The following is a 26218-nucleotide window of genomic DNA, read 5'->3' as shown; positions in this document are numbered from 1 at the left end:
GTGCGCGATGCTCTGATGCTCCATCGGAGCGAAGAGCATCGCGCACAGGGTGCGCTCCTACAAAAAAGGCGGGTAGCTCGCATCATTCGCGCGGCGCCGGCACCTTGTGTAGCAGCGCCTTGAGTACGTCGTCGGGGCGCTGGCGTTCCAGCAGCGCCTCCGGCGCCAGCAGCAGGCGATGGCGCAAGGCCGGCAGCGCCACCGCGCGCACGTCGTCCGGGGTAACGAAATCGCGGCCGTCGATCGCCGCCTGCGCGCGCGCCAGCCGCGCCAGCGCCAAGCCGCCGCGCGGGCCGGCGCCACCGATCACGCCGGGCCATTCGCGCGTGCTGCGCACGATGCGCACGGCGTAGTCGGTCACTGCCGCATCCATGCGGATCGCCGCCACGCCGCGCTGCGCGGTCAGCAGCTGGGCCTGGCTCAGTACCGGCTTCACCTGCGACACGTCCAGCTCGGCGGCGACCTTGCCGTTGACCACGCCGGCGACCATGCGGCACTCGTCCTCCAGCGTGGGATAGCCGATCGTCACCTTGATCAGGAAGCGGTCGAGCTGCGCCTCGGGCAGCGGATAGGTGCCTTCCTGCTCGATCGGGTTCTGCGTGGCCACCACCATGAACGGCGCCGGCAGCGCGAAACGGCGGCCCTCGATGGTCACCTGCCCTTCCTGCATGGATTCGAGCAGCGCGGCCTGGGTCTTGGCCGGCGCGCGGTTGATCTCGTCGGCCAGCAGCAGGTTGGTGAACACCGGGCCGCTGCGGATCTTGAATGCCTCGGTCTTCGGGTCGTAGATCGCGTGGCCGGTGACGTCGGCCGGCATCAGATCGGGGGTGAACTGCACGCGCCCGAAGCTGCAGCCGACCGAGGCGGCCAGCGCGCGCACCAGCAGCGTCTTGCCCAGCCCGGGCACGCCCTCGATCAGCACATGACCGGAGGCCAGCAGGGCCAGCAGCACCTGCTCGAACACCTCGGTCTGGCCGATGAAGGCGCGCGCCACCTGGGTGCGCAGGGCGCGTGCGTGTTCGCCGAGTTCGGCGATCGGCAGCGGTGCCGGCGGCGTGGCCGGGGCGGCGAGGGTTTCGGTGCTCATGGGCGGCTCCTGAGTCGGGCCAGGGTGATGATGGAAGCGCGGAACGCCGGCGCGTTCGCGGGTGACTGGAAGGCCTGGGCGACCTGCGCGGCGTCGAGCCCGAAGCGTTCGGCCAGGCGTGCGTACAGGGCGTCGCCGCTGAGCATCACGCAGGCCGGGTCGCGCCGGCGCAGGCGCGCCAGCACGGTCTCGCAGGCCAGCCGGTGCAGGCTGCGGCCGCCGTCGCGGCGATACAGGAACTCGCCGGCGGCCTGCACATGTTCGAGTAGCGCGCGCCGGTGCAAGGCCGGCGCCGGCAGCAGCGGGCCGAGCCGCGCGCTGCGCATCGCCATCCACGCGGCCAGCAACACGGCCAGCGCCAGCAGCGCGGGCCAGCCCTTGATCGACAGCCACTTGAGGAAGGCCGGGCCGTCCAGCGCGTAGACCAGGTAGAGCACGCCGCGCCCGCGGTTCGGCGCCAGCAACCGCCAGGCGAACTGCTGCGCGGCGGCCTGCTTCAGCTCGTTGCGCGAGAGCGCGTTGAAGCCGGCGAGCAGACTGACCGTGCCCTTGCCCAGCCGGGTGCGCGCGAACAGATAGCCGCCCTGCGCATCGCCGATCGCCGCCTCCACGGGCGCGCCCGGCTGCAGGCGGAAGCGCTGGCCACAAAGCAGCACGCCCTCCTTCTCGTTCGCGGCGGCGGTGCGCAGCAGGCTGCAGGCATGTTCCGCCGGGCGCGGATCGAGCAGGCCCAGCGCCTCGAACAGCGGCACATGCACCTTCGCGGCCGACCCCGGCGACAGCAGCAGGTGGCCGCCGCTGCGCACGAACGCGGCGATCCGCGCGGCATCGTCGACATCGACCCGCGCCGCCTCGGCACCGAGCAGCAGGGTGGCGCCGGACGTCAGCGGCATTTTTTTCGGATCCAGCGTGGTCAGCGAGATCACCGGCTCGCCCAACCGGCGCAGCGTCTGCTCCAGCGCAAAGAAGCGGTTGTAGCGTGCCTCACCATGCGCCGCCATCGGCTCGGTGACGTCCTTGCGCTCGAAGGTGGCGAAGAAGCCCGCCACCAGCAACGCGGCACCCAGCACCAGCAGGCCCGGCAGCAGCAGCGCCCAGCGGTTCATGCCGACGCCCCTGACTGCGCCGGCCAGCCGCTCAGCAGGCGCTCGATCGCGGCATCGTCCGGGTAGCGCCCGGCGTACGCGGCGAACTGCCAGGCGCGCACGATCGCCACCACGCGTTGCGCGCGCTCCGCGTCGGCGATGGCCGCGGCCTGGCGCAGCCAGTCCGCCTCGGTCGCGCCGACTGCCGGCGGCAACTGCAGCAGCTGCGCAGTGCGCTCCACACTGCCGCGGTACAGCAGCGCCAGCGCCTCGCGCCGGCGCTGTCCTTGCCACAGGGCGCGGGTCGCCGCCGCCAGGTCGGCTGGCAGCGGCGATGGTGCCTCGGCATTCGCCAAACCATGCAACGGTGCCGGCGCCGCCTCGTCGGCGGCCGGCACCCGCCGCCTGCGCCAGCGCCAGGCGAACCACGCCAGCGCGCCGACGGCGCCGATCAGCCCCAGCCACAACAAACCCTTGAACATCGCCGCCAGCACGCGCGCCAGCAGCGGGAACGACAGCGGCTGCGCACGCGCGGCCGGCGCCGAGGCGTACTTGAAGCTCCAGCGCCGAACCGTGCGCTCGCCGCCGAAGCGCGGATCGCGATAGACCTCGGCGGCCGCGGCGGCGAAACGGTCCGCGCCGGCCGGCGGCCCGAACACCTGATCGAGGTTGCTGGCCGCCGGCTTGGGCACGTCCACGCTCGCAGTTGCCGCCCACACCGAGAGCGGCAGCGCGCCGGCGCACAGCAGCAGCACGCCGAGCAGCTTGCCCAGCCCCTGCAGGCGCGCGCGCAGGCGGCGGAACGCCAGGTCGATGTCCCACGCTTCGAGCTGGGTGCGCCGGTTCAGATACAGCGCGAAACCGCAGGCCACGTACAGCGGCTCGATCGCGCTCATCGCCAGGTAGGCCACCGTGGCGCCAGCGAGGATCCACGGTGTGGCGGCGACCTGCACGTCGTCGCGGAAGAAGCCGGCCAGCGACTCCGGCCGCCACTCGTGCGGAATCAGCAGCAGCGCGAACAGCCAGCAGCTCAAGAACAACACCAGCTCGAACTGCAGGCAGCCATAGGTGAGCAGGCTGGTCTCGCCCGTAATGCGTCGGCGCAGCACCTTCCAGCGCGCGGCGCGCTGCTGACGCGGCGCACCTTCGAGCAGATCCAGCGGCAGGCGCAGCGCGCGGCTGCTGTCAATGCGCAACCAGCTCAACCCGGCCAGCGTGCTGCGCCAGCTCCACTGGCGCTGGCCGCGCAGGGTCTCGCGCCAGCCCGGCGCGCGGTCGAACACCGCGCGCGACAGCACGTACAGCGGCAGGCGGTCGAACAGCGGCTTCAGCCACCACACCAGCACCAGGCCCAGCCACGGCAACCCCAGCAGCACGCCCAGCGCATTGCACAGCACGAATACCGGCAGGGTGAAGGCGAACCACGCCGACCACACCGCCGCCGCGTTCGCACGCAGCAGCGCGGCGCCCAGGTCCAGCGCCTCGCGCGGCGCGCGCGGCCGCAGCACCACGCTGATCCGCTCAAGCTCCATGCGTGCCCGCCCTGCCGCCGCGCCACAGCCAGCCCAGCACCAGCAGCCACAGCAGTGCGCCGACGCCGAACCGCAGCGGGTCCGGCAGCGCCGCGATCGACGACCAGTAGGCCTCGATGAACGCCGCCACCAGCAGCATCGCGAATGCGCCCAGCACCAGTTGCGCGCCGACCCAGCCGGCCGCGACCAGCGCCGGCCCGCGCCGCTGCCGCCCCGGCGCCAGCAAGGTCAGGCCCAGCTGCAGGCCGGCGCCGCCGGCGATCACCAGCGCGCTCAGCTCGAACGCCGAATGGCCCACCACGAACCGCCAGAACGGTCCGCCGTAGCCGATCGCGGTGAGGTGCCCGGCCACCCCGCCGATCAACACGCCGTTGGCGCCCAGCACGTAGATCGCGCCGACGCCGAACACCAGGCCCGAGGCGAACGTGCGAAACGCGATGCTGACGTTGTTCATCACGTAGTAGCCGAACATCTGCAGGTCGGTGCCGCTGCTGCGGCCGATCTGCGTGTTCGCCGGGTCGTACATCTTCTCGAACTGCACCAGCTGCGCACTGCTGAACAACGTATGCGCCAGCTCCGGGCGCAGTTGCAGCAGCACCACCAGGCACAGCGCCGGCAGGTAGAACAGCGCCGCCGCCAGCGCCATGCAGCGCCACTGCGCACGCACCAGGCGCGGGAAGCCCGCCAGCAGGAAACCCGCCACGCGGTGCCAGCGCAGCGCCGGTGGCCGGTACAACACGCGATGCCCCTGCTGCACCAGCCGCTGCAGCCGCTCGGTGACCTCGTGGCTGTAGCCGCGCCCGCGCGCCAGCGCCAGGTGATGGCACACGCGCCGGTACGACTGCGGAAACTCCAGCGCCTGTTCCTGCCGCAGGGTGCGCTTCGGCTGGCGCTCCAGCGCGCTCAGCCACGACTGCAGGCCATCCCACTCGCGGCTGTGCAGGGCGATGAAACGTTCCTGCTTCATGCGCGCCCCAGCAGCCAGTTGGCGTGCGCCACCAGTTGCCGTATCGCCGCGGTATCGCGCTGCCCGGTCAGCGGCGTGAGCAGGTTGGCCAGTTCTTCCTGCCGCTGCACGGTGAGCTGGCCGGCGCGCTCGGCGTACTCCACCAGCGCCGCCTGTTCGTCGGCCGCCAGCACCTGCGGCAGCGGCAGCGCCGGCAACGCCGGCACCTGCTGGCCGGCCGGCAGCTCCTGCGCGTGGATCACCATGGTGCCCGCCACGATGTCGCCGAGCCGCCGCGCATGCGGATCGATCAGCGTGCTGGCCAGGCCCACGCCGTACACGCCCGGCAGCGCATCCACCACGCGCAGCAGGTTGCGCACCACCGACGGCAGCCAGGTTACCGGCGTGCCGTCGGCCTTGACCACGCGCAGGCCCAGCGCGCGCTTGCCCAGGGTCTGCCCGTCCAGCCACACCTCGCACACCACCGAATACGCCCACAGCAGCGCGAACATCAGCAGCATGGCCAGCCCGTTGCCGCCCTTGCCGAACAGCGCCAGCGGGATCATCGCGACGAACAGCACCACCAGGCGCAGCAACAGGTCGACCATCCACGCCTGCGCGCGCGGCAACGCGCCGGCCGCACGCAGACGCAGCGAGACGCCCTCGGGCGTCTCGATCTCGCGGACGGTGTCGAGCATCAGACGTCGACGACGATGGTGTCGGCGATCAGGTCGTGCAGACAGCGGCGCTCCGGGCCGAAGATCAGCAGCGGATCGGCCAGCGAAATCAGCCAGCCTACGTACGGAATCGCGCCAAGCAGGCTCACCGGCAACGCCCGGATGAAGATGTAGCGCAGCAGGCCCATGCGGCTGCCGTCGGTGCGCACGATGGCGATGTCCAGCGCGCGCTTGCCGATGGTCTGCCCGTGCCGGTGCAGCAGCACGCAATTGACTACCAAGATCGCCACCAGCAGCGCGAAGCCCAGCAGCATCACGCCGATCATCGGCGCGGCCGGCTTGACCCCCTTGCTGACGCCGACCGCCATCATGACGCCCCAGAAGACCGGGAGGGCCCAGATCAGGTTGACCAGCCCGTCCAGCAGCACGGCCCCCAGGCGCTTGCCGCGCCCGGCCTTGCGGTTTTCCAGATCGTACGCGTCCCACGCGGCCGCATCGTCGATCACCGCCGCCGGCGCGGCATACGGATTCGTTTCCATCGCTTCCTTCCCCTTGTTGCCGTCCTGGTTGCCCTCCCCCATGTCGGGCAACTTTGGCGAGTATAGAAGCGAATTTTGACTGCTGGCTAGCGCTTGGGCTTGAGCAGCGTGCCGGTGCATTTCGGCGAGCCGCACAGGCACTTCCACAGCTTCTTCAGGCGCGCGGTGTGCGGCACGTCGAGCACGATGCCGTAGTCGTAGGTGAGCTCCTCGCCCGGCTTGATGCTACGGATCGCCTCGATCAGCACGCGGTCCCTGCGCGGGTCGCCGCTGGCGCTTTCCTCGACCAGCGCGCGGCAGTTCGGCGCACAGCTGTGGTTGATCCAGCGTGCGCTGTTGCCGCCCTGGTTGGCGTCGATGATGTAGTCGTCGTTGAGCGTGAACAGGAAGGTGTGGCCGGTCTCGCCGCCGTCGCCATACAGGTCGTCGGCCTGCGCATGGGTCATCAACTTGCCCTTGTACTCGATGATCTCCTCGCCTTTCCTGATCGGCGCGGTGGCGAACACACCGTTGCCGTGGATCGGCGAGCGGCGAGCAACAAAACGTCGTGACATGCGGCGAAACCCTGTGGGTAAAAGATGAAACACCGATGATGCCCGTTTGCGGATGACCGCGAAACCTTCGTCAGGCGCGTTGCACGAAAGCCCGGCCTGCGCCTACCGGAGATTTCGCAGGCAGCGCTCGAACTTCGCGCCGGCTCAGCGCCGCTGCCGACGGCGGCCATTCGCTGCACTGGCGCCAAGCCCCCCGAACGTGGTTAGAATCGGCATTCAAACGATCGTTTGGAGACCGCGATGCGTCTGTTGCGCTGGATCACCCCCGTCCTGCTGCTGGGCTTGGCCGCCTGCGTCCCGGCGAAGAAGAGCGTGTATCCGCCGACCCTGAGCATCCAGCAACTGCTGGTGTTGCCGGGCGGGCAATGGCAACTGACCGTGCGCATCCAGAACAACAGCTACGCCGGGATGGACTTCAAGTCGCTGGACGGCCAGCTGCAGGTAGCCGAGCTGGTGCCGGTACGGCTGCACGCCGCGTTCGACCTCGACATTCCCGAACTCGCCGGCGACGTGGTCCAGCTTCGGGTGCTGCCCACCGCGGCGATGAGCCAGGCGCTGCATGCGGTCGCCGCCAAGGGCAGCGGCGGCGCGCTGGCCTACCGCATCAGCGGCAGCGCCAGCGCCAGACCCGAGCAGGAAGACAAGCCGCGCTCGTTCGACTTCAACGGCAACGACTGGATCTCCCCGGTGCCTGGCATCCCCGACACATACCGCTAGACACCCCCGCTTTCCACCGAAGGAATCACCATGACCGCTTACAAGGCCCCCCTCGACGACCTGCGTTTCGCCCTGTTCGACGTACTCGGCGCCGAACAGACCCTGACTTCGCTGCAAGGCGGCGAAGCGCACAGCCGCGACCTGCTCGACGCGGTGCTGGACGAAGCCGGCCGCCTCAGCGAACAGCTGCTGGCGCCGACCAACGCGCCGGCCGACGCGGAAGGCTGCCACTACGACAAGGCCACCCAGACGGTGACCACGCCGAAGGGCTTCAAGGAAGCGTTCAAGGCGTTCACCGAAGGCGGCTGGACCGGCCTGACCAACCCCGAGGCCTACGGCGGCCAGGCGCTGCCGGGCGTGCTCGGCATCGCCACCACCGAGATCTTCCAGTCCGGCAACCTGGCCTGGAGCCTGTACCCGCTGCTGTCCGAAGGCGCCACCCATGCGATGGAGCAGCACGGCGAGGCATGGCAGCGCGAGCGCTTCATGAAGCCGATCGTCGCGGGCCGCTGGACCGGCACCATGTGCCTGACCGAACCGCAGGCCGGCTCCGACCTCGGCCTGCTGAAGACCCGCGCCGAGCCGGCGGCGGCGGACGCGGACGGCCACACCGTCTACAAGATCAGTGGCACCAAGATCTTCATCAGCGCCGGCGAACACGACCTCGCCGAGAACATCGTGCACCTGGTGCTGGCGCGTCTGCCCGACGCGCCGGAAGGCAGCCGCGGCATCTCGATGTTCATCGTGCCCAAGTTCAAGGTGAACCAGGACGGCTCGCTGGGCGCGCGCAATACCGTGGCCGCCGGCGCGATCGAGCACAAGATGGGCATCCACGCCTGCTCCACCTGCGTGATGAACTTCGACGGTGCCGAGGGCTACCTGATCGGCAAGCCGCACAAGGGCCTCGCCGCGATGTTCACCATGATGAACGCGGCGCGCCTGTCGGTCGGCGTGCAGGGCCTGGCGCTGGCCGAGCGCGCGCTGCAGAACAGCCTCAACTACGCGCGCGAGCGGCTGCAGTCACGTTCGCTGTCCGGTCCGAAGTTCCCGGACAAGCCGGCCGACAACCTGCTGGTGCAGCCGGACGTGCGCCGCATGCTGCTGACCCAGCGTGCCTTCGTCGAAGGTTCGCGCGCGCTGCTGCTGTACACCGCGCTGCAGACCGACATCGAACATCGCGCAGCGGACGAAGCCGCGCGGCAGAAGGCCGGTGAACTGGTCGCCTTCCTGATCCCGATCGCCAAGGGCATGACCACCGAGCTGGCGCAGGAGTGCACCAAGGAAGCGCTGCAGATCTACGGCGGCCACGGCTACATCGCCGAGAACGGCATGGAGCAGTTCGTGCGCGACGCGCGCATCATCACCCTGTACGAAGGCACCACCGGGATCCAGGCGGCCGACCTGCTGGGCCGCAAGATCCTCCAGTTGCAGGGCGTGGGCGCGAAACACTTCCTGCAGGAGATCAGCGCGTTCTGCCAGCAGCACAGCGCCGACCAATCACTGCGCGGCCTGATCGGTCCGCTCGCCGTCGCCACCAAGGAATGGAGCGAGCTCACCGTGAGCCTGGCCCAGCGCGTGGCGGCCAACCCGGAGGAGCTCGGCGCCGCGGCGACCGACTACCTGTACTACTCCGGCTACGTCACGCTCGCCTACCTGTGGGCGCGCAGCGTGGCCACCGCCGAAGCCGGCGCGCAATCGGCCGCGTTCAAGCAGGCCAAGCGCGACACTGCCGCGTTCTACTTCGCCCGCATCCTGCCGCGCACCCTGACGCACAAGGCGGCGATCGAGGCCGGGGTGACGACGCTGCCTGAAATCGCCTGAGGCCCCGTCGGCTACGCCAGCAGGAAGTCCGGTCGGCCTGGGCTTTCCTGCTGGCGCACCGGCGGCAAGCCTCCCCGGCCGCCGCGCCACGCTGGCGTTCGGCGTAAGCTGGTGCGCTCGGGCGGGAAGGAAGACGGCCTAGGATGGCATGAACATCGGCGCGTTCACGATATCCATCGACTTCGAGCTTTACTGGGGCTTACGCGACACGCGCAACCTCGACGCACCTGGCGGATACCGGGGTGGACACCGGCGGCGTGCTGTACCAGCAGCGGATCCAGGTCGAGGGCAACGACGGCTTCAACACCTATCCGCTGCACCAGCTGGCCGCCGCCATCCCGCTGATGAAGCAGGCCTTGCGCGACGCGGTCGACGGCAACCTCACCCCTCGCGACGGCGTCGACCCCTCCGTCTGGTATCACCCCACCCTGGGCCAATACCTCAGGTACCGGTTTTCTAGGTCGGTCAAATAACGTCCGCTCGAGGCGGGATCGTGTCAGCGGCGGTGTCGAAATGCGTCAGCTTTTCTTCGAGAGCGGCAGCCCTTTGGCAGGTTACTGCGGGGAAGTGCCCTGGCAGACGATGCCGCTGAACCGCAGATACTGCTGGATCAGCGCCTCATGGGCATCGGCCACCTGCAACAGTTCCCGCGCCAGCGTTTCCTGCGCATTGACCGCATTGGCCGGTGACGGCGCCACGGCCGCCGGCGTCCTGATAGGCGCCCGCGATGGTGCCGCAGGCTCGGCCGATGCGGATTCGACCAGATAGGTGATGTCGTAGGCAAGCTCGCTCATGCACTCAGGCAAGCAATAGGCTTGCCAATGTCGGCGATGTCATCCGGGGCCATCGATGCGGTTACGCCAGGCCACTTCGTCCGCCGGGGGACCGGTGCCGTGACCCGCTGGATCACAGCCCAGGCCACCAGCGCGCAAGACAGCAGCACCGCCAGCACCAGCCAGGGGCGCGGCTTCCCGCGCCGAGCGATGCCCCGCCCATGCGGCGGTGTCGACTTAGGGCTGCTCCACGCCGATGCCGGATCGACGCTCCCGCCAGGGCGATCGATCGATGAACCTACCCCGCCCGACTCCTCGTTTCTGGCCTGTCACGAGATCCCGGTCACGCGACCGGATGGCGAAATACGGATCGAGCCCGCCACGCCGGTGGACATGGTGGAAATTGCCGCGGGGACGAATGTTGACCCGCAACCCATGACACTGAAAACCCTCGCCCGCGCTGCGGCCATGGCCAACGCGGGGCTGATGCTTGCCGCGTGCATCCGCATTTCAGAACCCGATGCGGCCCGCGTGGACTGCGGCAAACCCGGCCCCCACGGCGTCGCTTGCAAGATCCAGCGCACCGCCGGCAACGGTGGCTTCGAGGCCTGCTGGGAGCTGGTCATCAGCTGCCGCAACAAGGGCGGGATGAACGGCGGCGCCTGCCACGAGGTAGCTCCGGGACAAGGCGCGGCAAGCGAAACCATGCCGTCCGGATAGCGATCGGCGAACACGCGCGCCGTCAGGCCGGACATCGAATGCCCGACCAGCACGTACGGGGGACCGATGTGCGCCGCACGCAACAGGGCATGCCGGTCTTCGGCGGTGTTGTCGGCCGTGCCGGGGCGCATCGCCGCATCGCTGAAGCCCATGCCGGCGCGATCGTACGCGCAGGTCCGGGTGCGCTTCGCCAACGCCGGTTGCACCAGCGCCCAGGAAATCGAGGAATGGCCCATGCCGGCGTCGAGGATCACCGTGGGCGAACCCGAGCCGCGGCAGTACAGATTCATGCGGCGTCCGTGGTCCATGTCCACCACTGTTGCGGCTTCGTGTAGACCGGACCGGTGACGATCGGCGGCCTGGGTTTGCTGTCCTGGCCCGGGCATGAGGCCGACAACACGATGCCCATGGCGAGGCTGGCCGCCACGGCGAAAGATTCGCGCATGATTGCGGATTCCCCAGGCATGCCGATGAAGCGCGAATCCGACATGCCCGCCACGGACGCCGCAGCCGCCGGCGCGCCGATGCCTCAATGCAACTTCAGCAGTGGCCGGGTGTTGCGGGCGATCGCATCGCCGAGCAGCTTGCGCGAAGTGCGCCAGGGGCCGTACAGGGCGCTCTGGTGCATGCGCTAGAGCGAGGCGTAGAAGAAGTGCGCGAGGCGCCCCGCGATGACGCGGTTGCCGAACAGCTTGCCGAAGGCGTTGTACGAGGCCAGCGAAATCAGCGTGCTGTGGTCCTGGTAGCGGTAATCCTGCAAGGGTCTGCCGTCGAGCCGACGGCGCAGGTTGCCGACCAGCAGGGCTGCCTGCTGATGCGCGACCTGGGCCAGCGCGGGCAGCTTGCCATTGGCACCGCCGCCACGCGGGCATGCCGCGCAATCACCGAACGCTGGCGCGGCCGGGTTTGCCCAGCGCATGGCCGAGCCTGGTGGCCAGTTCCAGCCCGCCGGCGGCGCCGCCGGCGATCACGATCCGCTGCATCATGGCTTTCTCCCGGCCCCGGAACGGCGAACGCCGCTGCGTGCCGTGTTGCTATACCCAGCCATTGTCGCGCCGTGGCGTGAAAAACAGATGCTGCCGATGCCTGCGGTCACTTCGCCTGCTGCAACGTCGCCAGCTGCAGCCGCAGGATCCGGCGCAGCTCCACGATCGCCGCCGGCGTCTCCTGCACGCTGTGCCAGGAGGGAATGGCCAGTTCGGAATCGGCGCCGTCCAGATGCGCGCTCTCGTACGGCACCACGCCGTCGCTGCTGTCCTGCAGCGCGCCTTTCGATTTATACACACCGACGATGGTGTGGTAGTGCACCTGCGGCGAGATCGGCAGGTTGGCGGCGGCGACGATGAACGGGTCGTTGTCGCGGAGGTTGTCGATGCTGTTGGGCATGTACAGCGGCCGGGCCTCGCCCGAATCGTCGGATTCCAGCAGGTTGCCGATTTCCGCCATTTCCTTCAATACGGCCACCGGCAGCCGGATCAGGTTGCCGACCCAGCGCGCGAGGCGGTGCTGGGCGTACGGCGTGCCGCGATGCGGCGCGGCCAGGAACACCGCGCGGGTCACTTGCGGCATCGGGGTGAACTGCAGATAAGGCGCCAGCCGCTGGTGCAGCCGCTGCCGCTTCCTTGCCGACAGGTTGGCGCGTTCCGGGAACAGGCTCCACAACCGGTCGCCGCTGGAGGACACCAGCAGGCGCGCGATCACGCCGCCCATGCTGTGGCCGATCAGCACCATGTTGTTCGAGGCGCGCGCCTGGCCGGATGGATCGTAATGTTGCAGCGTGGCGTCCAGCGCCTTGCGGATGTTGGCCAGGTTCACCGCCACCGGCAGGTTGGTCGGGTAATAGACCTCCCACACCTGGTAGTTGCGGCGCAGTTTCTCGTCGCCCATCACCTCGTTGGCCACGTTGATCCACGCTTCCGGGCTGCTCGCCAGGCCGTGCAGCATCACCACGGTGAGCCGGTCCGGGTCGTAAGGCTGCATCAGCAGTATGCGCGGCGTCTTGATGCCGCCCTCGCGGCCCAGCAGCGAGCGGATCGACTGGCTGGCGAAGCCCGAACGGGCCAGCCATACGCCGTAGGGTGCGGTGAAATTCGCGCCCAGCGGCACCACCCGGCCGCCCACCGTGACGGTGTTGTCGTGGTACGGGTCGCGCACCAGCAGGCGCACCTGCCGCGTCGCCAGCACGGCATCCAGCGTGCTGCCCTCGAATTCCAGCGCGCCGGTGATCGGCACGTAATCGGGTTCGCGCCACGGCACCTCGGCGTCGGCCGCTTCCGCCGGCGCCACGGCCACGAAGTTGGAGCCGAAGCCGTCGCGTCGATAGATATTGCGCAGGCCTTCGAAGCGCAGGTTCGCGGCGGGGATCAGCTCCGCCGGCAGGTGCGTGCCGCCAGGCAGACGCACGTCGCTCTGCGAGCGCAGCATGCTCCAGCCGGCCAGCGTGGCCTGCGTCCAGCGCGGGTCCAGATGCGGCAGCTCCAGGAAGAAGCGGCTCATCGCGCGCTGCACGGCCAGGTTGTAGAACCACGTCACCTGTACCTGACGCAATTCGAACGTGCGCTCGGTGGGCGAACGCGCGGTGTAGAAGAGATACGCATAGGCGTAGCGCGCGGATTGCAGGAAGGCGTCCAGCGTCGCATCGTCCATCATCGCGCCGGACTGCGACCGCTCCGCCCTGAGCGCCCGGCCCAACCACAGCTCGGCCAGCGCGGAGAGCCGCTGCTCGTCGGTCAGCCCCGCCGCGTGAGCGACGGTGTCGGTGCAGGCGGCGAACTCGCGCCGGCAGCCGTCGGGCGTCAGCGCGACCACGTTGAGCGACTGCACGGTGCGGTCGCTCGGCCGGCCGGCAACGATCACGTCGGCACGCCGCTGGCTGACGTAGTCGTTGGTGTTGACGTGGCTCACCCCGACCATCGCGCAGGCGTTGAGGCCGAGCAGCCCGATGACGACGATGCAGCGCACTGCCCAGGCGCGGATTCCGGCCTTCATCTGCGGCGATCCCATCGGTATCTCATCCCGAACCTGACGGTGCGGCGATTGTAGCCGCCGCATCGGGATTCCGGTGTTGCCATGGTGCAGTCAAAGCGGCAGGCTTGCGGCATGGACGGATGTCCGGGAACGAGATGGCCAAGAAGCGCGGGATGATCGGCAGGGTGGCGCTCTTCGCGGCGGTGTCGCTCGCCAGCTTCGTCTCCGGTGCGTGGGGCGCCATGGCGCTGTGGTACCAACTGCCCGGCAACGCCACCGTGCGCACGCTCGGCGGCACGCTGTGGGCGCTGGCCGTGATCGCCCTGGCCGCCGTCGCCATGGTCCGCCGCAGCTGGCTTCCGCTGGGTGTCTACACGGCGATGTACGCGCTGCTGCTGCTGTGGTGGGCGGGCATCGCGCCGTCCGGCACGCGGGTCTGGGCCGACGACGTGGCGCGCCAGTTCACCGGCACGGTGAGCGGCAGCAAAGTCACCCTCGACAATGTGCGCGATTTCGACTGGCGCAGCGACGACGACTACGACGCACGCTGGGAAACCCGCCACTACGACCTGGAGCACCTCGCCTCGGCCGACGCGGTGCTGTCGTACTGGGGCAGCCGGGCGATTGCCCACGCGATGCTCTCGTTCGGCTTCGACGACGGCAATCGCGTGGTCTTCTCGGTGGAGATCCGCCGGCAGCGCGGCGAGCAGTATTCGCCGATCGGCGGCTTCTTCAAGCAGTTCGAGACGGTGCTGGTGGCTGCCGACGAACACGACATCATCCGCGTGCGCACCAACGTGCGCGGCGAGGACGACTACCTGTATCCGCTGCGCATGGACAAGGCGGCCATGCGCAGGCTGTTCCTCTCCTATGTGCAGGCGGCGAACACGCTCGCCGGCAGGCCGGCGTTCTACAACACGATCACCTCGAACTGCACCACGATCGTCTACCGCATGGCCCGGCAGATCGAGCCGGGACTGCCGTGGGACATCCGCCTGCTGCTGACCGGCTACCTGCCGGGCTACCTGCACGAGGTGGGTGCGGTGGATCGCAGCGTGCCGCTCGACGAGCTGCGCCGCCGCAGCCGCATCACCGAACGGGCGCGAAACACGGCGGCGGGCGACGACTTCTCCCGCGCGATCCGCGCACACGAATCCTGACCTCAGCGCGTCAGGCGCTCAGACCAAGGCGGCCAACTTCCGATCCGCGACGCGATTGAACGGCAGTCGCCGCGGTCATCCCGCCAGTTCGAAACGCGTCACGCGCCTGATCGGATCGGCCTCGACCAGGCTTACCCTGACGTCGGCGCCGAGCGAAAGACTCGCGGTGCCTGACACGCTGGCCTCGACCGCCGGGTCGCGCACGATGACCGTGCCCTTGCCCGGATCGTCATCGGCGACTTCGACGATCGCGCCGTCGAAGACCTCGCCCACGCGCGGCGCCAGCACGGCGGCTTCGGCCAGGTTCAGCACCGCCCGTTCGTACTGGCCGGCGCGGCGGCCGGAAGCCTGCATGGTGGCCGGCAGGCCCGGCAACGCGGCCAGCGCCCACGCCGGCACCGGCTGCTTCGCGCACAGCGCCACACAGACCTCGCCGGTGTAGCGATCGACCAGCCGGCGCAGCGGCGCGGTGGCATGGGTGTACTGCGCGGCCAGCGCCGAGTGCATCGGCTGCGCCGGCAGCGTGCCGTCGAACGCCGTGTAGCCGGCTCCGCGCAGCACCGTGGTGCAGGCGGTGAGCATCGCCACATGGACGTCGTTGGACGGGTCCAGCGAACGGATGTAGCCGGGGTAATCCAGCCCGGGCGGCCACGCGATACCCAGCACCCGCGCGGTGACGCGCAGGCGCTCGATGGCGTACGGATCGGGCGGCGGCAGGGTGCGCAGCAGGCCCAGCTTCGCCTGCACCATCAGGTCCGCGGCGGCCATGCCGACCAGCAGCGAGAGCTGCTCGTTCCAGTCCTCGATCGGCAGGCGCGCGCGGAACGCCAGCTTCCAGCGGCCATCGACCACGCTGACCTCCTGCTCCGGCAGCGGCAGGCTGACGCCGCCGCGGGCGAACTCGCGCTGCCGGCGCAACTCGCCGACCTCGCGCAGCACCGCCCACATCGGCTCGGCTGCCCCCGCGTCGATGCGTTGCTGCACGCCGGCGTAGTCGAGCCGGGCGCGACTCCTCACCTTCGCCCGCCGCACGTCAACGGCGATGCCTTCGCCGGCCCCGTCCAGTTCGATCGTCCACAGCAGCGCCGGCCGCAACTGATCGGGCAGCAGCGAGGCGGCATCCTCGGACAACACCTTCGGGTGCAGCGGTATTTTCGTATCGGCGCCGTACAGCGTCTCGCCGCGCCGGTTCGCCTCCAGGTCGACCGGGTCGCCGGCGCTGACGAAAGCGGCGACGTCGGCAATCGCGTAGTGCACCCGATAGCCGCCCTCGGTGCGCTCCACGTGCAGCGCCTGGTCCAGATCCAGCGAGCCGGGCGGGTCGATGGTGACCAGCGCGATGTCGCTGCGATCCAGCTCCGGCCAGCGGGGGGTTGCGGCCGCCCGTGCCGCGGCGGCCTCGACTTCCGGCGGGAATGCCGACGGCAGTTTCAGGTCGTCGTGAATGGCGCGCATGCCCTGCGCCAGCACGGGCTCGCCGGCGGGCCGGAGATGGATGCAGCGGGTGGTCGACATGGACGGATTCCCTGCGTGGATGCCGTTCGGCAAGGCGAGGCCGATGCCCTGCCGCGCTGCGCAAAAATATACACGGGCCTGCCGGCGGCCTGCTTCCAGCTACCCGAGGGCTACCGCCATCATCAGGCAAGGTGTAGAAACGGCACTGTCACCCAACCGCCGAGTCGATCCCCATGACCGAGGTGTCCCTGCTGATCCGCCTGGCCGAAGAAGAGGACGACGACTTCATTCTGGCGCAGGCGCCGCGCTTCGCCGATTTCACGCTGCCGCCGTGGCGGCGTCGCCACGAGTGCATCGAGGGGATCCGCAACGACCTGCAGCGCCACCTGGAGGACCAACCGGCGAACAGTTACCTGTTCGTGGCCGAGGACGCCGACGGCGAACGGGCCGGCTTCATCCACCTGCAGCGCACCGCGGATTTTTTTACCGGACGCGGCAACTGCCACATCTCCGACATGGCGGTGGCGCCGCCGTACGAGAATCGCGGGGTCGGCAAGGCGCTGCTGGCGCACGCCGAGGCATGGGCACGCGACCACCATTGCCAGCTGGTGACGCTGGCGGTGTTCCCCGGCAACGCGCGTGCCCGCGCGCTGTACGAAGCCTCCGGTTACCTGCCGGACCTGCTGCGGCTGGCCAAGCCGGTGCGTTGAGTCCGCCAACGAAAGAAGCCGCCCGGAGGCGGCTTCCTTGCGAACACCAGCAACCGCACGGTCAGTTCGTGAGCGTGCCGGCGGCCGCCTCTGCCTGCTCGCGCTGGTCCAGCCGGTGGGCCAGGCGGTCGATGTTGGTCAGCGACAGCAGGTGTGCGTAGATCCAGCCCAGCATGCCTTCGCGCAGGAACTCCTGGGCGGTCTTCTCGTCCAGCTCGCGCAGCTTGGCCTCGTTGACCACGAACATGCCATTGAGGTTGATCGACTTGCCCTGCCCGCCGTCCTTGCCTTCCTTCTGCAGCTGCACGGTGCGCGGCTCCAGCAGGTCATGCTTGTTCAGCTGCTCCATGAACCACTTGGTGCGCGCCACGTTCTGCTGGAAATCGCCGAGGAAACCCACGGCATTGGCCAGCAGTTCGCTGTCGGTGCCGTCTTCCTTGAACAGGCGCTGGCCTTCGCTCGTGTTGAAGCCCTCGTAGCGTTCGTCGAGGAACACGGTGAAGTCGTCGCCTTCCTGCCCGGCCGGCTTCTCGGCCAGCACGAACGGGTAGCGGCGCACGAAGGCGGGAACGTAGGTATCCGGTGCCCACTGGCCGTTCACGTCGACGTACAGATTTTCGTTCTGGCGCAGGCCGAGCAGGGCCACCGGGCCGGCGTCGGCGACGCTGGTGCCGGCGAACACGATCAGCAGGTCGCGCGCGGCGATGCCGAACTCCACGCCGGTCAACGGCACGGAGTGCGCACTCATGGCGAACTTCACGTTCGGCACGGCCTTCATGCGCAGGTCCTTGTGCTCGACGCGATTGAGCGGTACCGGTTGCTCGTAGAAAAGAACTTCAGCCACGTTGTCCACCTCTGCCCACGCCGTGCCGGGTCACCACCAAGCGCCCCTATCAAACCCGGCGTCAGGTCTGTGTTGACTGGCGATCATATCAGCGCCCGCCGAGCACGGCGACTGCCCCCACGTGGCGCCGCTGCACCATTTGCATGCGAATTGCAATGGAATTGTTCTATGCTGATCCCGGACCACCATTCCCGCATTGCCGAAACGCTCTTTCGACGCCCTGGCTGAAGGACGATTTACATGCTGATGGAAGTGCCAAGTCGGGCCGACCTCCATGCGACCCGCGTATTGTCACTGGACGCCGCCGGCCGCATCCTCGACTGGATCAGCTGGCAGGAGGCGGTTTGCCTGTATGTCCGTGACGCGGTCGCCTGGACCCTGGGCGACCCCTGCCTCACCGTGCATGGCGGCCACAACCGCCTGCTCGGCGCGCAGAGCCTGCTGCGCCTGCACCCGATCATCGCCAGCACCGGCCACTGCCGCGAGCATGCGATCGACCCGGCGCCGGCGCTGACCAACACCGCCCTGTTCGCGCGCGACCGCCACATCTGCCTGTACTGCGGCGACCATTTCACCCGCGCCGAACTGACCCGCGACCACGTGCTGCCGATCTCCAAGCGCGGCAGGGACGAATGGGAGAACGTGGTCAGCGCCTGCCTCGCGTGCAACCTGAAGAAGAGCAACCGCACCCCGCAGGAGGCCAACATGCCGCTGCTGGCGGTACCGTACCGGCCGAGCTGGGTCGAACACCTGATCCTCTCCAACCGCAACATCCTGGCCGACCAGATGGAGTTCCTGGTCAGCCGGCTGCCGCGCGACCGCCGCCCGCTGGTGGAAGCCGCCTAGGAGCGTGGGCGGCAGAAACACAAGCGGCTGCGGCTGCGCCGTTTTGGCCACCTTCCGCGCCGATTTTTGGCCCATAGAACCACTATGGGCCGGCAAACCGTCACGCAAGCTGGCTCAAAACGGCTTTGCCTCGCCTGCTTGGTTTCTACCGCCCACGTTCCTAGGCACGCGCGCCGACGCGCGCGCTGCGGTGTTCCCGCGGCTTTCGATTGATCTCGTCGACCCGCCCGGGCATGGGCCCGGAGCGGGCGACGGTCGCCGCATGCCGGATTTGCGGGCCTTCAGCCGCCATGGACAGGCCTTCTTCATGGTTTCGCCCTTGCCCCGCCCCGCCGCTGGACCAACAATACGCGGATGAACGACCTTTCCCACTACCCCCACCTGGCGCCGATCGAGACGCCGGCCGACCTGCGCCGCGTGAGCGACGAGGAACTGCCCGCCGTCGCCGACGAGCTGCGCCAGTACCTGATCGAGGCAGTGGCCAGCTCCGGCGGTCACTTCGGCGCCGGCCTGGGCGTGGTGGAACTCACCGTGGCGCTGCACCACGAATTCGACACCCCGCACGACCGCCTGGTGTGGGACGTCGGCCACCAGTGCTACCCGCACAAGATCCTCACCGGGCGCCGCGACCGCATCACCACGATCAAGAAGAAGGACGGCCTGGCGCCGTTCCCGCGGCGCGAGGAAAGCGAGTACGACACCTTCGGCGTCGGCCATTCGTCCACCTCGATCTCGGCCGCGCTGGGCATGGCGGTCGCCGCGCAGCGCAAGGGCGACCGCCGCAAGGTGGTGGCGGTGATCGGCGATGGCGCGATGACCGCCGGCATGGCGTTCGAGGCGCTCAACCACGGCGGCGACATCGAGCCGGACATGCTGGTGGTGTTCAACGACAACGGCATGTCGATCAGCGAGAACGTCGGTGCGCTGACCAAGATGATGGCGCGCGCAATGGCCAGCCGGCGGCTCAATGCGGTGCGCGAGCGGGCCAAGCGGGCGATCCCGAAGCAGTCCTTCGCCGGCCGCTGGTTCAAGCGCTGGGAAGAACACACCAAGGGCATGTTCGTGCCCTCCACGCTGTTCGAGGAGCTGGGCTTCCACTACACCGGCCCGATCGACGGCCACAACATCCCGCAACTGCTGCAGGCGCTGCGCACGGTGAAGAACCTGCCCGGCCCGCAGCTGCTGCACGTGATCACCACCAAGGGCAAGGGCTATGCCCCGGCCGAGCAGGCGCAGATCGAGTACCACGCGGTCGGCCCGTTCGACCCCGAGGCCGGCGTGGTCAAGAAACCCGCGCCGGCCAGGCCCACCTACACCGACATCTTCAGCGACTGGCTATGCGACCAGGCTGCCGCCGACGAGCGCCTGCTCGGCATCACCCCGGCGATGCGCGAGGGTTCCGGCCTGGTGCGATTCTCGAAGAAATACCCCGAGCGCTACTTCGACGTGGCGATCGCCGAACAGCACGCGGTGACGCTGGCCGCCGGCATGGCCTGCGAAGGGGCCAAGCCGGTGGTGGCGATCTACTCCACCTTCCTGCAGCGCGCCTATGACCAGGCGATCCACGACGTGGCGCTGCAGAACCTCGACGTCACCTTCGCCATCGACCGCGCCGGCGTGGTCGGCCCGGACGGCGCCACCCATTCGGGCAGCTTCGACCTGACCTACCTGCGCTGCCTGCCGAACATGGTCATCATGGCGCCGGCCGACGAGAACGAGTGCCGCATGATGCTGAGCACCGGCTTCCACCACCACGGCCCCGCCGCCATCCGCTACCCGCGCGGCACCGGCCCCGGCGCCGCGATCCACCGGCAACTCGACACGCTGCCGATCGGCAAGGCCGAGCTGCGCCGGCGCGGCCACGGCCTGGCCCTGCTCAGCTTCGGCGCCATGCTGGCGCCGGCCGCCACGATCGCCGCCGAGCTCGGCGCCACCCTGGTCAACATGCGCTTCGTGAAGCCACTGGACGAAGCCCTGATCGTGGAACTGGCGAAGACCCACGACGCCTTCGTCACGCTGGAAGACAACGCGATCGCCGGCGGCGCCGGCTCCGCCGTGGCCGAATGCCTGACCGCGCACGGCATCGTGCTGCCGATGCTGCACCTGGGTCTGCCGGATGCCTACCTCGAGCACGGCAGCCGCGAGGAAGTGCTGAGCATGGCCGGCCTCGATCTGCCGGGCATCCGCCACGCCATCCGCGCGCGCTTTCCGCAACTGGTCACCGTCGCGGCCAACGCGGGCTGATCCCACCACCCGCCAGCGGGCTCCTACGCGCTCCTGCGCCCACCGGAAACGCGATCGCGTTGTTCCAGGTCCAGGGCGCTGAAAACGTCGGCGTAGCCGGCCTCGGCGAGCAGCACGCGGGCCGCCAGGCCCTGGTTCCAGCCGTGCTCGAACAGCAGCCAGGCGTCGGGATGCAGGTGGGCGCGGGCGTCGCGCACGATGCGGCGAATGGCATCGAGGCCGTCGGGGCCGGAGGCAAGCGCCGCGGGCGGCTCGAAACGCAGGTCGCCTTGCGCCAGGTGCGGGTCGGCGGCCTCGATGTAGGGGGGGTTGGAGACGATCAGGTCGAAGTGCTGGCCGGCCAGAGGGGCCAGCCAGTCGCCGTGCACGAAGGCCACGTTGCCGAGGCCAAGGCGTTGCGCATTGCGCTGGGCGACGGCGAGTGCGGCGGCGCTGGCGTCGGTGGCGACCACCCGGGCGCGTGGTCGCTCGCGCGCAATGGCCAGCGCGACCGCGCCGCTGCCGGTGCCGAGGTCGGCCACGTTGCAGGCGGCGACTGACGGCAGGCGCTGCAGCGCCAATTCAACCAGCAGCTCGGTTTCCGGACGCGGGATCAACGTCGCCGACGTCACTTCCAGCTCCAGCGACCAGAAGCCGCGCCGGCCGGTGATATAGGCCACCGGCTCGCCCGCGGCGCGGCGTTCGACCAGGGTGGCATAAGCCGTCTGGACGTCCATATCCGGCACCTCGTCGGCGTGCGCGAACAGCCAGCTGCGCGGCTGCTGCAGCACGTGCAGCAGCAGCGCTTCGGCGTCGGCGCGCTCGCCGAGGCGCGCCACGGCGGCGGCCAGCATGGCGCGCAGATCAGGCATGCGGTGGCTCCGTCGTCGAGCGCGGCAGCTGCGGCGGCGGCGCGCCTGGCTTGGGCGCGCGCTTGCGCCAGTAGCCGCCGCGCGTCCACGCCTCGAACGCCCAGCGCAGCCAGTCGATCAGCGACCAGGCCAGCCACAGCGCCCACGCCAGCATGGCCAGCTTGTACACCCACAGCGGGACGCTGAACACGCCGGCAACCGGCAGCGTGCCGGCGCTCTGGTCGGCGAACCAGCGCAGGTTCCACGCACTGGAAGCGTTGCCGGCCACGTGCATGTCCGGCAGCCCGAGCAGACCCTTCGGCACCGCACCGACCAGCACCACCAGCGCCAGCAGGGTGAGCAGCGCGAGGCCCAGCTGCATCAGGTTGAACGCGGTGTCGCCCGGTCGTTCCGACAGCGTGCTGCGCGCGCGCAGGCCGAGCAGGATCAGCCACGCCACCACCAGCGCATAGGCGCTCCAGGCGAACGCGGAGAAACCCAGCCCGAGCAGCAGCCAGTGGCGGAAACGCAGCGGCGTCGGCGCGTAGCGCGCCAGCAGCCAGGCGGCGAGCAGCAACACCGCCAGTTGCGACCAGTACAGCACCGCCGGCCCGCTGGCCGGCCCCCACGTCCACAGCACCCAGCGGTCCTGCGGCAGCTGCAGCGCAAGGTCGATGTTCGCCACCGGCGCATGCAGCGCGAACGATGGCGTGCGTGTGCGCGCGGCGACGCCGTACGGCTCGCGCAGGCGCAGCGCGTAGCCGTGTTCGCCGGGCAGCAGCGGCAGGCTGAGCTTGCCGTCGCGCAGCGCCAGATTGACCGGCTCGCCATCACGCTGCGCATCGAGCAACTCGGCACCGGCCGGCAGGCCGATCGCGTGCTCGCCGCCGCGGGTGCTGCGTGCACGCAGGTCCAGCGAGGTTTCGATGGCGCGCTCGCCGGCGCGGCTGGTGACCTGCACGCCGTCGAACGCCAGGCTGTCGCCGGCGATCGCCGCCGGCTGGCTGAAGGCCAGCTGCAGTTTTTCGCCGGGCAGCGGCTGGTACAGCAGCCCGTCGTCGCTGGCGCTGGTCGGCACGCCTTTCGCCTCCACGTGCCACATCGGCGCGGCATGGATTTCCCACACCTCCGCGCGCTCGCCCAGCGCCGGCGCCTCGAGCGCCAGGGCCGTCGCATGGTCGAGCCGGCTGCTCCAGCTCGCCTCGCTGCTGTTCGCATTGAAGGTGATGCCGATGCGGCCGTCCTTCACCAGCACGCCATCGCCCAGCGGATGCTCGCCAGGCAGCAGCGGCAGCGCGACGCTGAAGCCGCCGTCCTGCGGGGCCACGCGCTCGACCGTGTTCTCGACGGTCCAGTCCACGCCCAGCTGCAGGCGGCGGGTCAGCCGCACGTACGGCGGGAAACTCTGCGCGGGCGGCAGCTGCTTGCCGTCGCTGGCCGTGCGCAGGCGCTGCAAGGCGATACTGTCGCCGAGCAGGCGGCCGTCATCGACCCCGGCCAGCGACCAGCCCTGGCCGCTGAACGCGATGTGCTGCGGGCGCAGCGCAAAGCGCAGGCTGGCGCTGTCGGCCATGCCGATGCGGTAGCGCAGGCTGATCCGGTGCACGCCGCGTTCCAGCCGCAGCAGCAGCTGGTCGCTGCGGCGGCCCAGCGGCGCGTTGGCATGGCCGTCCACGCCGACGTCGAGCAGCTGCAGCGCGTCGTCGGCCTGTGGCAGTGGCACCGCGACCGCCGTGCCGATGTGCGCTTCCAGCTCCACGGCCAGCGTATCGCCGCTCGCCTGCAGTTGTGCCTGCGCCACGGCAGCGCAGGCCGGTGCGCACTTCGGCGCCTCGGTGAGTCGATTGCGCAGCTGGTTCAGCAGATCCGGGCTGGGCAGGTTCTGCGCGCGCGCCCCGGCAGGCAGCAGTGCGATGGCCAGCAAGGCGGCGCTCGCCGCACCGCCACCGCGCCAGTCGCTCCAGCGGCCGCGCAGCGGCGTCAGCAGCAACGGCACCAGTTTCGCCAGCAGCAGCGCCAGCAGCCCCACCATGAGCACACGCAGCAGCCGCACCAGCCACGCCGGCGCGATCACCAGATGCGTACTCTGCTGCGCGGTCACCGGGCCGGACCAGCCGAGCCGATAATTGTTGCCCTGGTCCCAGTGCGGCGTGCCGGCACCGGCCTGGGTCGGGCCGCGGTTGTCGGCAGCGTTGCGGGCAAGGGTCGATACGCTGCTGAGGTTCTGCACGGCTGACCCTGTGATGGTGACGGCCTCCAGCGACAAGCTCGAATCGTTTCGCATCGCCGTCGCAGGTGGCGGTGGCGGTGGCGGCAGAGGCATCGCCGCGTCGGCGGAAACTTCGCCGACCGGTGGCGGCGCCATGGGTGCAGGCGCCGGCGCCGACTGCTTCATCCGCGCCTTCGCATAAACCTCTTCCTGTGCAGCCTGCTCGGCATATCCCGCCGAAACAATCCGGCTCTGGCCTCCGCCTTCCAGCTGCGGATGCAGCGCGTACCGCAACTGCGCCGCCGCGAACGGCAGGGTCCACAGCACCGCCAGCGCGAAGGTGGCCACCGCGCCAGTACGCGCGGCCATGCGCAACCGTCCTTCCGGCAGGGCGCGCAGCAGCAGGGCCAGCGCCAGCGTCACCGCCAGCGTCCACAGCGGCGCGGCGGCCTCGTGCTGCGCCAGCAGGAGATAGCCGGCGGCCAGCAGCGCCCACCGCCAGCCAAGCTGGCGCCCGGCCAGCAGCGCGATCAGCGCCACCACGAACAGGTCGAGCAGGCTCCACCGCGCCACCCACGAATCGGGCGAGCGGTCCACCCCGGTTGCGCCGAGCAAGCGGTAGCCGCGCGGCAGATGCAAGGTGGCGTCGATACTTTCCAGCGGCAGCTGCCAGCCGGCGCTGGGGATCGCGCCGCGGCGCGTGGGCAGGCGCAGGCCGGCGTCGAGATCGATCCGCTGCTCGCGCAGTTCGACGCCGCTGCGACCGCCCTCGCCCTGGCTGACCCGCAGCGGCTCGCCGCCCTGGCTGGCCCGCTGCAATTGCCAGGGTGCCGCCACGTCGAGACGCTGGCGATGACCCAGCTCGCCGCTGAGCCGGTCGGCCACGCTGAGGCCGGCGCCGTCGAAATCCAGCCACAGCTGGCGTTGCAGGTGCAGCTGCTCGCCCTTGCCACCCTCGTCGCCGCGCGCGCCCTGCTCGATCGCCAGGCCGGCGCCCTCGTCCAGCACGAACGCCGGCAACTCGCGCCACTCGCCCGGCACGCCGGCCTGCGCCGCGTCGGTGGCGTGGCCTTCGACGCGGGTGCTGCGCAGCGCGGGATCGTCGGCGTAGCTCCAGATCTCCTGCCGCGGCCAGGGCGCGGCCGGCAGCCCCAGCGCCACCTTCGCCAGTGGCGCGAGGCTGCGCGCCTCCAGCCTGATCGTCCACTGGCCCGGCCGCAGCTGCACGCGCAGCCGGTCGTCGTTCTCCAGTCGCGCCGGCAGCTCGCCGGCCAGGGCGGTGGCCACGAAACCCTGCGGCAACACCGGCCCGAACGCCTGCTCGCGCGCAGTACCGGCGACGTTGAACTGCAATCGGGTTTCCAGTGTGGCCGGCAAGCCGTCGGCGAGGCGGCGGTAAACACGCAGCGACAGTGCGTCGGCAGCACGCTGCGCGGCGGCAGCCTCGCCCAGGGTGAGCTGTTCGCCGTTGCGCTCGATGCGCGTCACCGCCGCGCCATCGACGCTCAGCGCCACCAGCCCGATCGCCGCGGGCACGCGCAAACGCGCCGGTCGCGATGCCCACGGCAGCATTCCGCGCAGTTGGTAGTCGCCGGGCGCCAGCCACACCATCGGCTGATCATCTCGCTGCAGCACGGTGGCCGGTTGGCTGTTCGCGCTGACCTGCTGCGGCCAGCTCCGCGTGTCGCCGGGCAGCGCCACCCAGCTCGGCGCGTCCACGTGCACGTCCAATGCGAAGCGGCCACCGTCCCGATCCGCCGCCAGCAGCAGCCGACCGGGCCAGGCGCATTGGCGGTTGCCGCCGGCGTTCGGCGCCTGGCTGGCAAGCCACGGGCAATCGTGCTGCGGCACGTCGTGCAGCACCCAGCCCTGCCAGTCGCGCAGTGCCGACGGCACCTCCTGTGCCGGCAGCGGCGCCGCCAGCAGCCACCACAGGCCCAGCATTCCGAGTGTTCGAGCGAGCATGCGTTTCTCCCCCTGCTGCCGTGCGGCCGGCACAGTGTAAGTGGAACCTCGCGGGCACACAGCCGGACCGCGTCCGGCAACGGCCCATGGCCGGTGCGCGCCATCACCGGTTCAACGCCGCCGGGAGTGCAACGGGGTTGCCAGGTCGCGCCGTACAGCGGATGCACCCTGCGCGGTGAGCCGCATGCATCCCGCCATCCCCGCGACGGTGGCGATCGACAAAGTGATGCACCCGGTCTGCGGTATTGAACCGGTCGTTCGATGGCAGCCGCCACGGGAAGCGGGTACGGCGCGTGGCGGCGGTCAGGTACGCAGCCGGAACACCGGATATGCAACCCGCGCGGCATGGTTCGCGCCGACTGCAGGCCGAGCTGGATGGGTTCGCCTTCCCGGGACAGCGGGCGACGCCCCTGCCCGGCCACCGTTTCGTCGTCGAACAGCGAAAGATCCTGGTACAGATCCTCGCGGAAGTACCGGTCCGGCGCCTCGACGACGCCATCGAGGGAGATGAACAGGTGGGAGGTCAATTTGCGCGTG

Annotated in this window: 23 protein-coding genes; 7 read left to right on the top strand and 16 right to left on the bottom strand. The window is 69.9% G+C overall.

What is annotated here, in order from left to right:
- Window positions 1-82 precede the first annotated feature (82 nt).
- From AC3WTD_RS15575 to AC3WTD_RS15545, 7 genes are read right to left on the bottom strand one after another with little or no spacing between them, the layout of a single operon-like run.
- On the bottom strand, window positions 83-1087 hold the full coding sequence (locus AC3WTD_RS15575) for an AAA family ATPase (RefSeq protein ID WP_492614329.1): 1005 nt from the start codon (window positions 1085-1087) through the stop codon (window positions 83-85).
- A complete protein-coding gene (locus AC3WTD_RS15570) occupies window positions 1084-2193 on the bottom strand; it encodes a hypothetical protein (protein WP_492614328.1) in 1110 nt (369 codons plus the stop codon). The genes AC3WTD_RS15575 and AC3WTD_RS15570 overlap by 4 nt, the downstream gene beginning before the upstream one ends.
- Complete coding sequence (locus AC3WTD_RS15565) at window positions 2190-3704, bottom strand: DUF4129 domain-containing protein (RefSeq protein WP_492614327.1); 1515 nt, start codon at window positions 3702-3704, stop codon at window positions 2190-2192. Before AC3WTD_RS15565 ends, AC3WTD_RS15570 begins: the two co-directional genes overlap by 4 nt.
- Window positions 3694-4671 (bottom strand): stage II sporulation protein M, encoded by a 978-nt coding sequence (locus AC3WTD_RS15560; RefSeq protein WP_027493404.1) that lies wholly within the window; start codon window positions 4669-4671, stop codon window positions 3694-3696. The genes AC3WTD_RS15565 and AC3WTD_RS15560 overlap by 11 nt, the downstream gene beginning before the upstream one ends.
- Window positions 4668-5348 (bottom strand): RDD family protein, encoded by a 681-nt coding sequence (locus AC3WTD_RS15555; protein ID WP_027493405.1) that lies wholly within the window; start codon window positions 5346-5348, stop codon window positions 4668-4670. The genes AC3WTD_RS15560 and AC3WTD_RS15555 overlap by 4 nt, the downstream gene beginning before the upstream one ends.
- Window positions 5348-6001, bottom strand: coding sequence for an RDD family protein (locus AC3WTD_RS15550; protein WP_492614326.1), 654 nt, complete (start codon window positions 5999-6001; stop codon window positions 5348-5350). Before AC3WTD_RS15550 ends, AC3WTD_RS15555 begins: the two co-directional genes overlap by 1 nt.
- The gene (locus AC3WTD_RS15545; protein WP_492614325.1) at window positions 5953-6420 is read right to left on the bottom strand and encodes an SET domain-containing protein; all 468 of its coding nucleotides are present in this window, start codon (window positions 6418-6420) and stop codon (window positions 5953-5955) included. Before AC3WTD_RS15545 ends, AC3WTD_RS15550 begins: the two co-directional genes overlap by 49 nt.
- A gap of 240 nt (window positions 6421-6660) precedes the next feature.
- On the opposite strand from AC3WTD_RS15545, the gene AC3WTD_RS15540 reads away from it, so the two are divergent.
- From AC3WTD_RS15540 to AC3WTD_RS15530, 3 genes are all read left to right on the top strand, one after another.
- The gene (locus AC3WTD_RS15540; protein WP_027493408.1) at window positions 6661-7137 is read left to right on the top strand and encodes a hypothetical protein; all 477 of its coding nucleotides are present in this window, start codon (window positions 6661-6663) and stop codon (window positions 7135-7137) included.
- Between the two features lie 30 nt (window positions 7138-7167).
- Window positions 7168-8958, top strand: coding sequence for an acyl-CoA dehydrogenase C-terminal domain-containing protein (locus tag AC3WTD_RS15535; protein WP_492614324.1), 1791 nt, complete (start codon window positions 7168-7170; stop codon window positions 8956-8958).
- Window positions 8959-9200: 242 nt separating this feature from the next.
- Entirely contained in the window at window positions 9201-9431 is a 231-nt protein-coding gene (locus AC3WTD_RS15530; RefSeq protein ID WP_492614323.1) for a hypothetical protein, read from the top strand.
- Window positions 9432-9512: 81 nt separating this feature from the next.
- On the opposite strand, the gene AC3WTD_RS15525 is transcribed toward AC3WTD_RS15530, so the two are convergent.
- The 5 genes from AC3WTD_RS15525 to AC3WTD_RS15505 all read right to left on the bottom strand — a co-directional run bounded on the left by AC3WTD_RS15525 (window position 9513) and on the right by AC3WTD_RS15505 (window position 13439).
- Complete coding sequence (locus AC3WTD_RS15525; protein ID WP_051257618.1) at window positions 9513-9752, bottom strand: hypothetical protein; 240 nt, start codon at window positions 9750-9752, stop codon at window positions 9513-9515.
- A 308-nt stretch (window positions 9753-10060) separates the two neighbouring features.
- A complete protein-coding gene (locus tag AC3WTD_RS15520; RefSeq protein WP_492614322.1) occupies window positions 10061-10705 on the bottom strand; it encodes an alpha/beta fold hydrolase in 645 nt (214 codons plus the stop codon).
- Window positions 10706-10737: 32 nt separating this feature from the next.
- Entirely contained in the window at window positions 10738-10896 is a 159-nt protein-coding gene (locus AC3WTD_RS15515) for a hypothetical protein (protein ID WP_492614321.1), read from the bottom strand.
- 186 nt (window positions 10897-11082) lie between these two features.
- Window positions 11083-11370 (bottom strand): hypothetical protein, encoded by a 288-nt coding sequence (locus tag AC3WTD_RS15510; RefSeq protein ID WP_492614320.1) that lies wholly within the window; start codon window positions 11368-11370, stop codon window positions 11083-11085.
- Between the two features lie 173 nt (window positions 11371-11543).
- Window positions 11544-13439, bottom strand: a complete 1896-nt coding sequence (locus AC3WTD_RS15505) for an esterase/lipase family protein (protein ID WP_492614319.1) — start codon at window positions 13437-13439, stop codon at window positions 11544-11546.
- A gap of 134 nt (window positions 13440-13573) precedes the next feature.
- Between AC3WTD_RS15505 and AC3WTD_RS15500 the strand changes: the two genes are divergently transcribed.
- A complete protein-coding gene (locus AC3WTD_RS15500) occupies window positions 13574-14578 on the top strand; it encodes an Lnb N-terminal periplasmic domain-containing protein (RefSeq protein ID WP_492614318.1) in 1005 nt (334 codons plus the stop codon).
- A gap of 75 nt (window positions 14579-14653) precedes the next feature.
- On the opposite strand, the gene AC3WTD_RS15495 is transcribed toward AC3WTD_RS15500, so the two are convergent.
- Window positions 14654-16093 (bottom strand): RNB domain-containing ribonuclease, encoded by a 1440-nt coding sequence (locus AC3WTD_RS15495; protein WP_492614317.1) that lies wholly within the window; start codon window positions 16091-16093, stop codon window positions 14654-14656.
- A gap of 173 nt (window positions 16094-16266) precedes the next feature.
- Here AC3WTD_RS15495 and AC3WTD_RS15490 point away from each other — a divergent pair, with 173 nt between their 5' ends.
- Window positions 16267-16743: a GNAT family N-acetyltransferase gene (locus AC3WTD_RS15490; protein ID WP_027493416.1), complete on the top strand. Its 477-nt coding sequence runs from the start codon at window positions 16267-16269 to the stop codon at window positions 16741-16743.
- Window positions 16744-16804: 61 nt separating this feature from the next.
- Here AC3WTD_RS15490 and AC3WTD_RS15485 read toward each other — a convergent pair whose 3' ends face one another.
- Window positions 16805-17596, bottom strand: coding sequence for a SapC family protein (locus AC3WTD_RS15485; RefSeq protein ID WP_027493417.1), 792 nt, complete (start codon window positions 17594-17596; stop codon window positions 16805-16807).
- 231 nt (window positions 17597-17827) lie between these two features.
- On the opposite strand from AC3WTD_RS15485, the gene AC3WTD_RS15480 reads away from it, so the two are divergent.
- Window positions 17828-18433, top strand: coding sequence for an HNH endonuclease (locus AC3WTD_RS15480; protein WP_027493418.1), 606 nt, complete (start codon window positions 17828-17830; stop codon window positions 18431-18433).
- Between the two features lie 354 nt (window positions 18434-18787).
- A complete protein-coding gene (dxs, locus tag AC3WTD_RS15475) occupies window positions 18788-20677 on the top strand; it encodes a 1-deoxy-D-xylulose-5-phosphate synthase (protein ID WP_492614316.1) in 1890 nt (629 codons plus the stop codon).
- Window positions 20678-20700: 23 nt separating this feature from the next.
- On the opposite strand, the gene prmC is transcribed toward dxs, so the two are convergent.
- Both prmC and AC3WTD_RS15465 read right to left on the bottom strand, forming a co-directional pair.
- Window positions 20701-21528: a peptide chain release factor N(5)-glutamine methyltransferase gene (gene prmC, locus AC3WTD_RS15470; RefSeq protein ID WP_492614315.1), complete on the bottom strand. Its 828-nt coding sequence runs from the start codon at window positions 21526-21528 to the stop codon at window positions 20701-20703.
- A complete protein-coding gene (locus AC3WTD_RS15465; RefSeq protein ID WP_492614314.1) occupies window positions 21521-25681 on the bottom strand; it encodes a hypothetical protein in 4161 nt (1386 codons plus the stop codon). Before AC3WTD_RS15465 ends, prmC begins: the two co-directional genes overlap by 8 nt.
- Window positions 25682-26218: the final 537 nt, after the last annotated feature.

This window comes from Rhodanobacter sp. FW106-PBR-R2A-1-15 (genome assembly GCF_058789735.1).
This window is presented reverse-complemented; position numbering and strand designations above follow the sequence as displayed.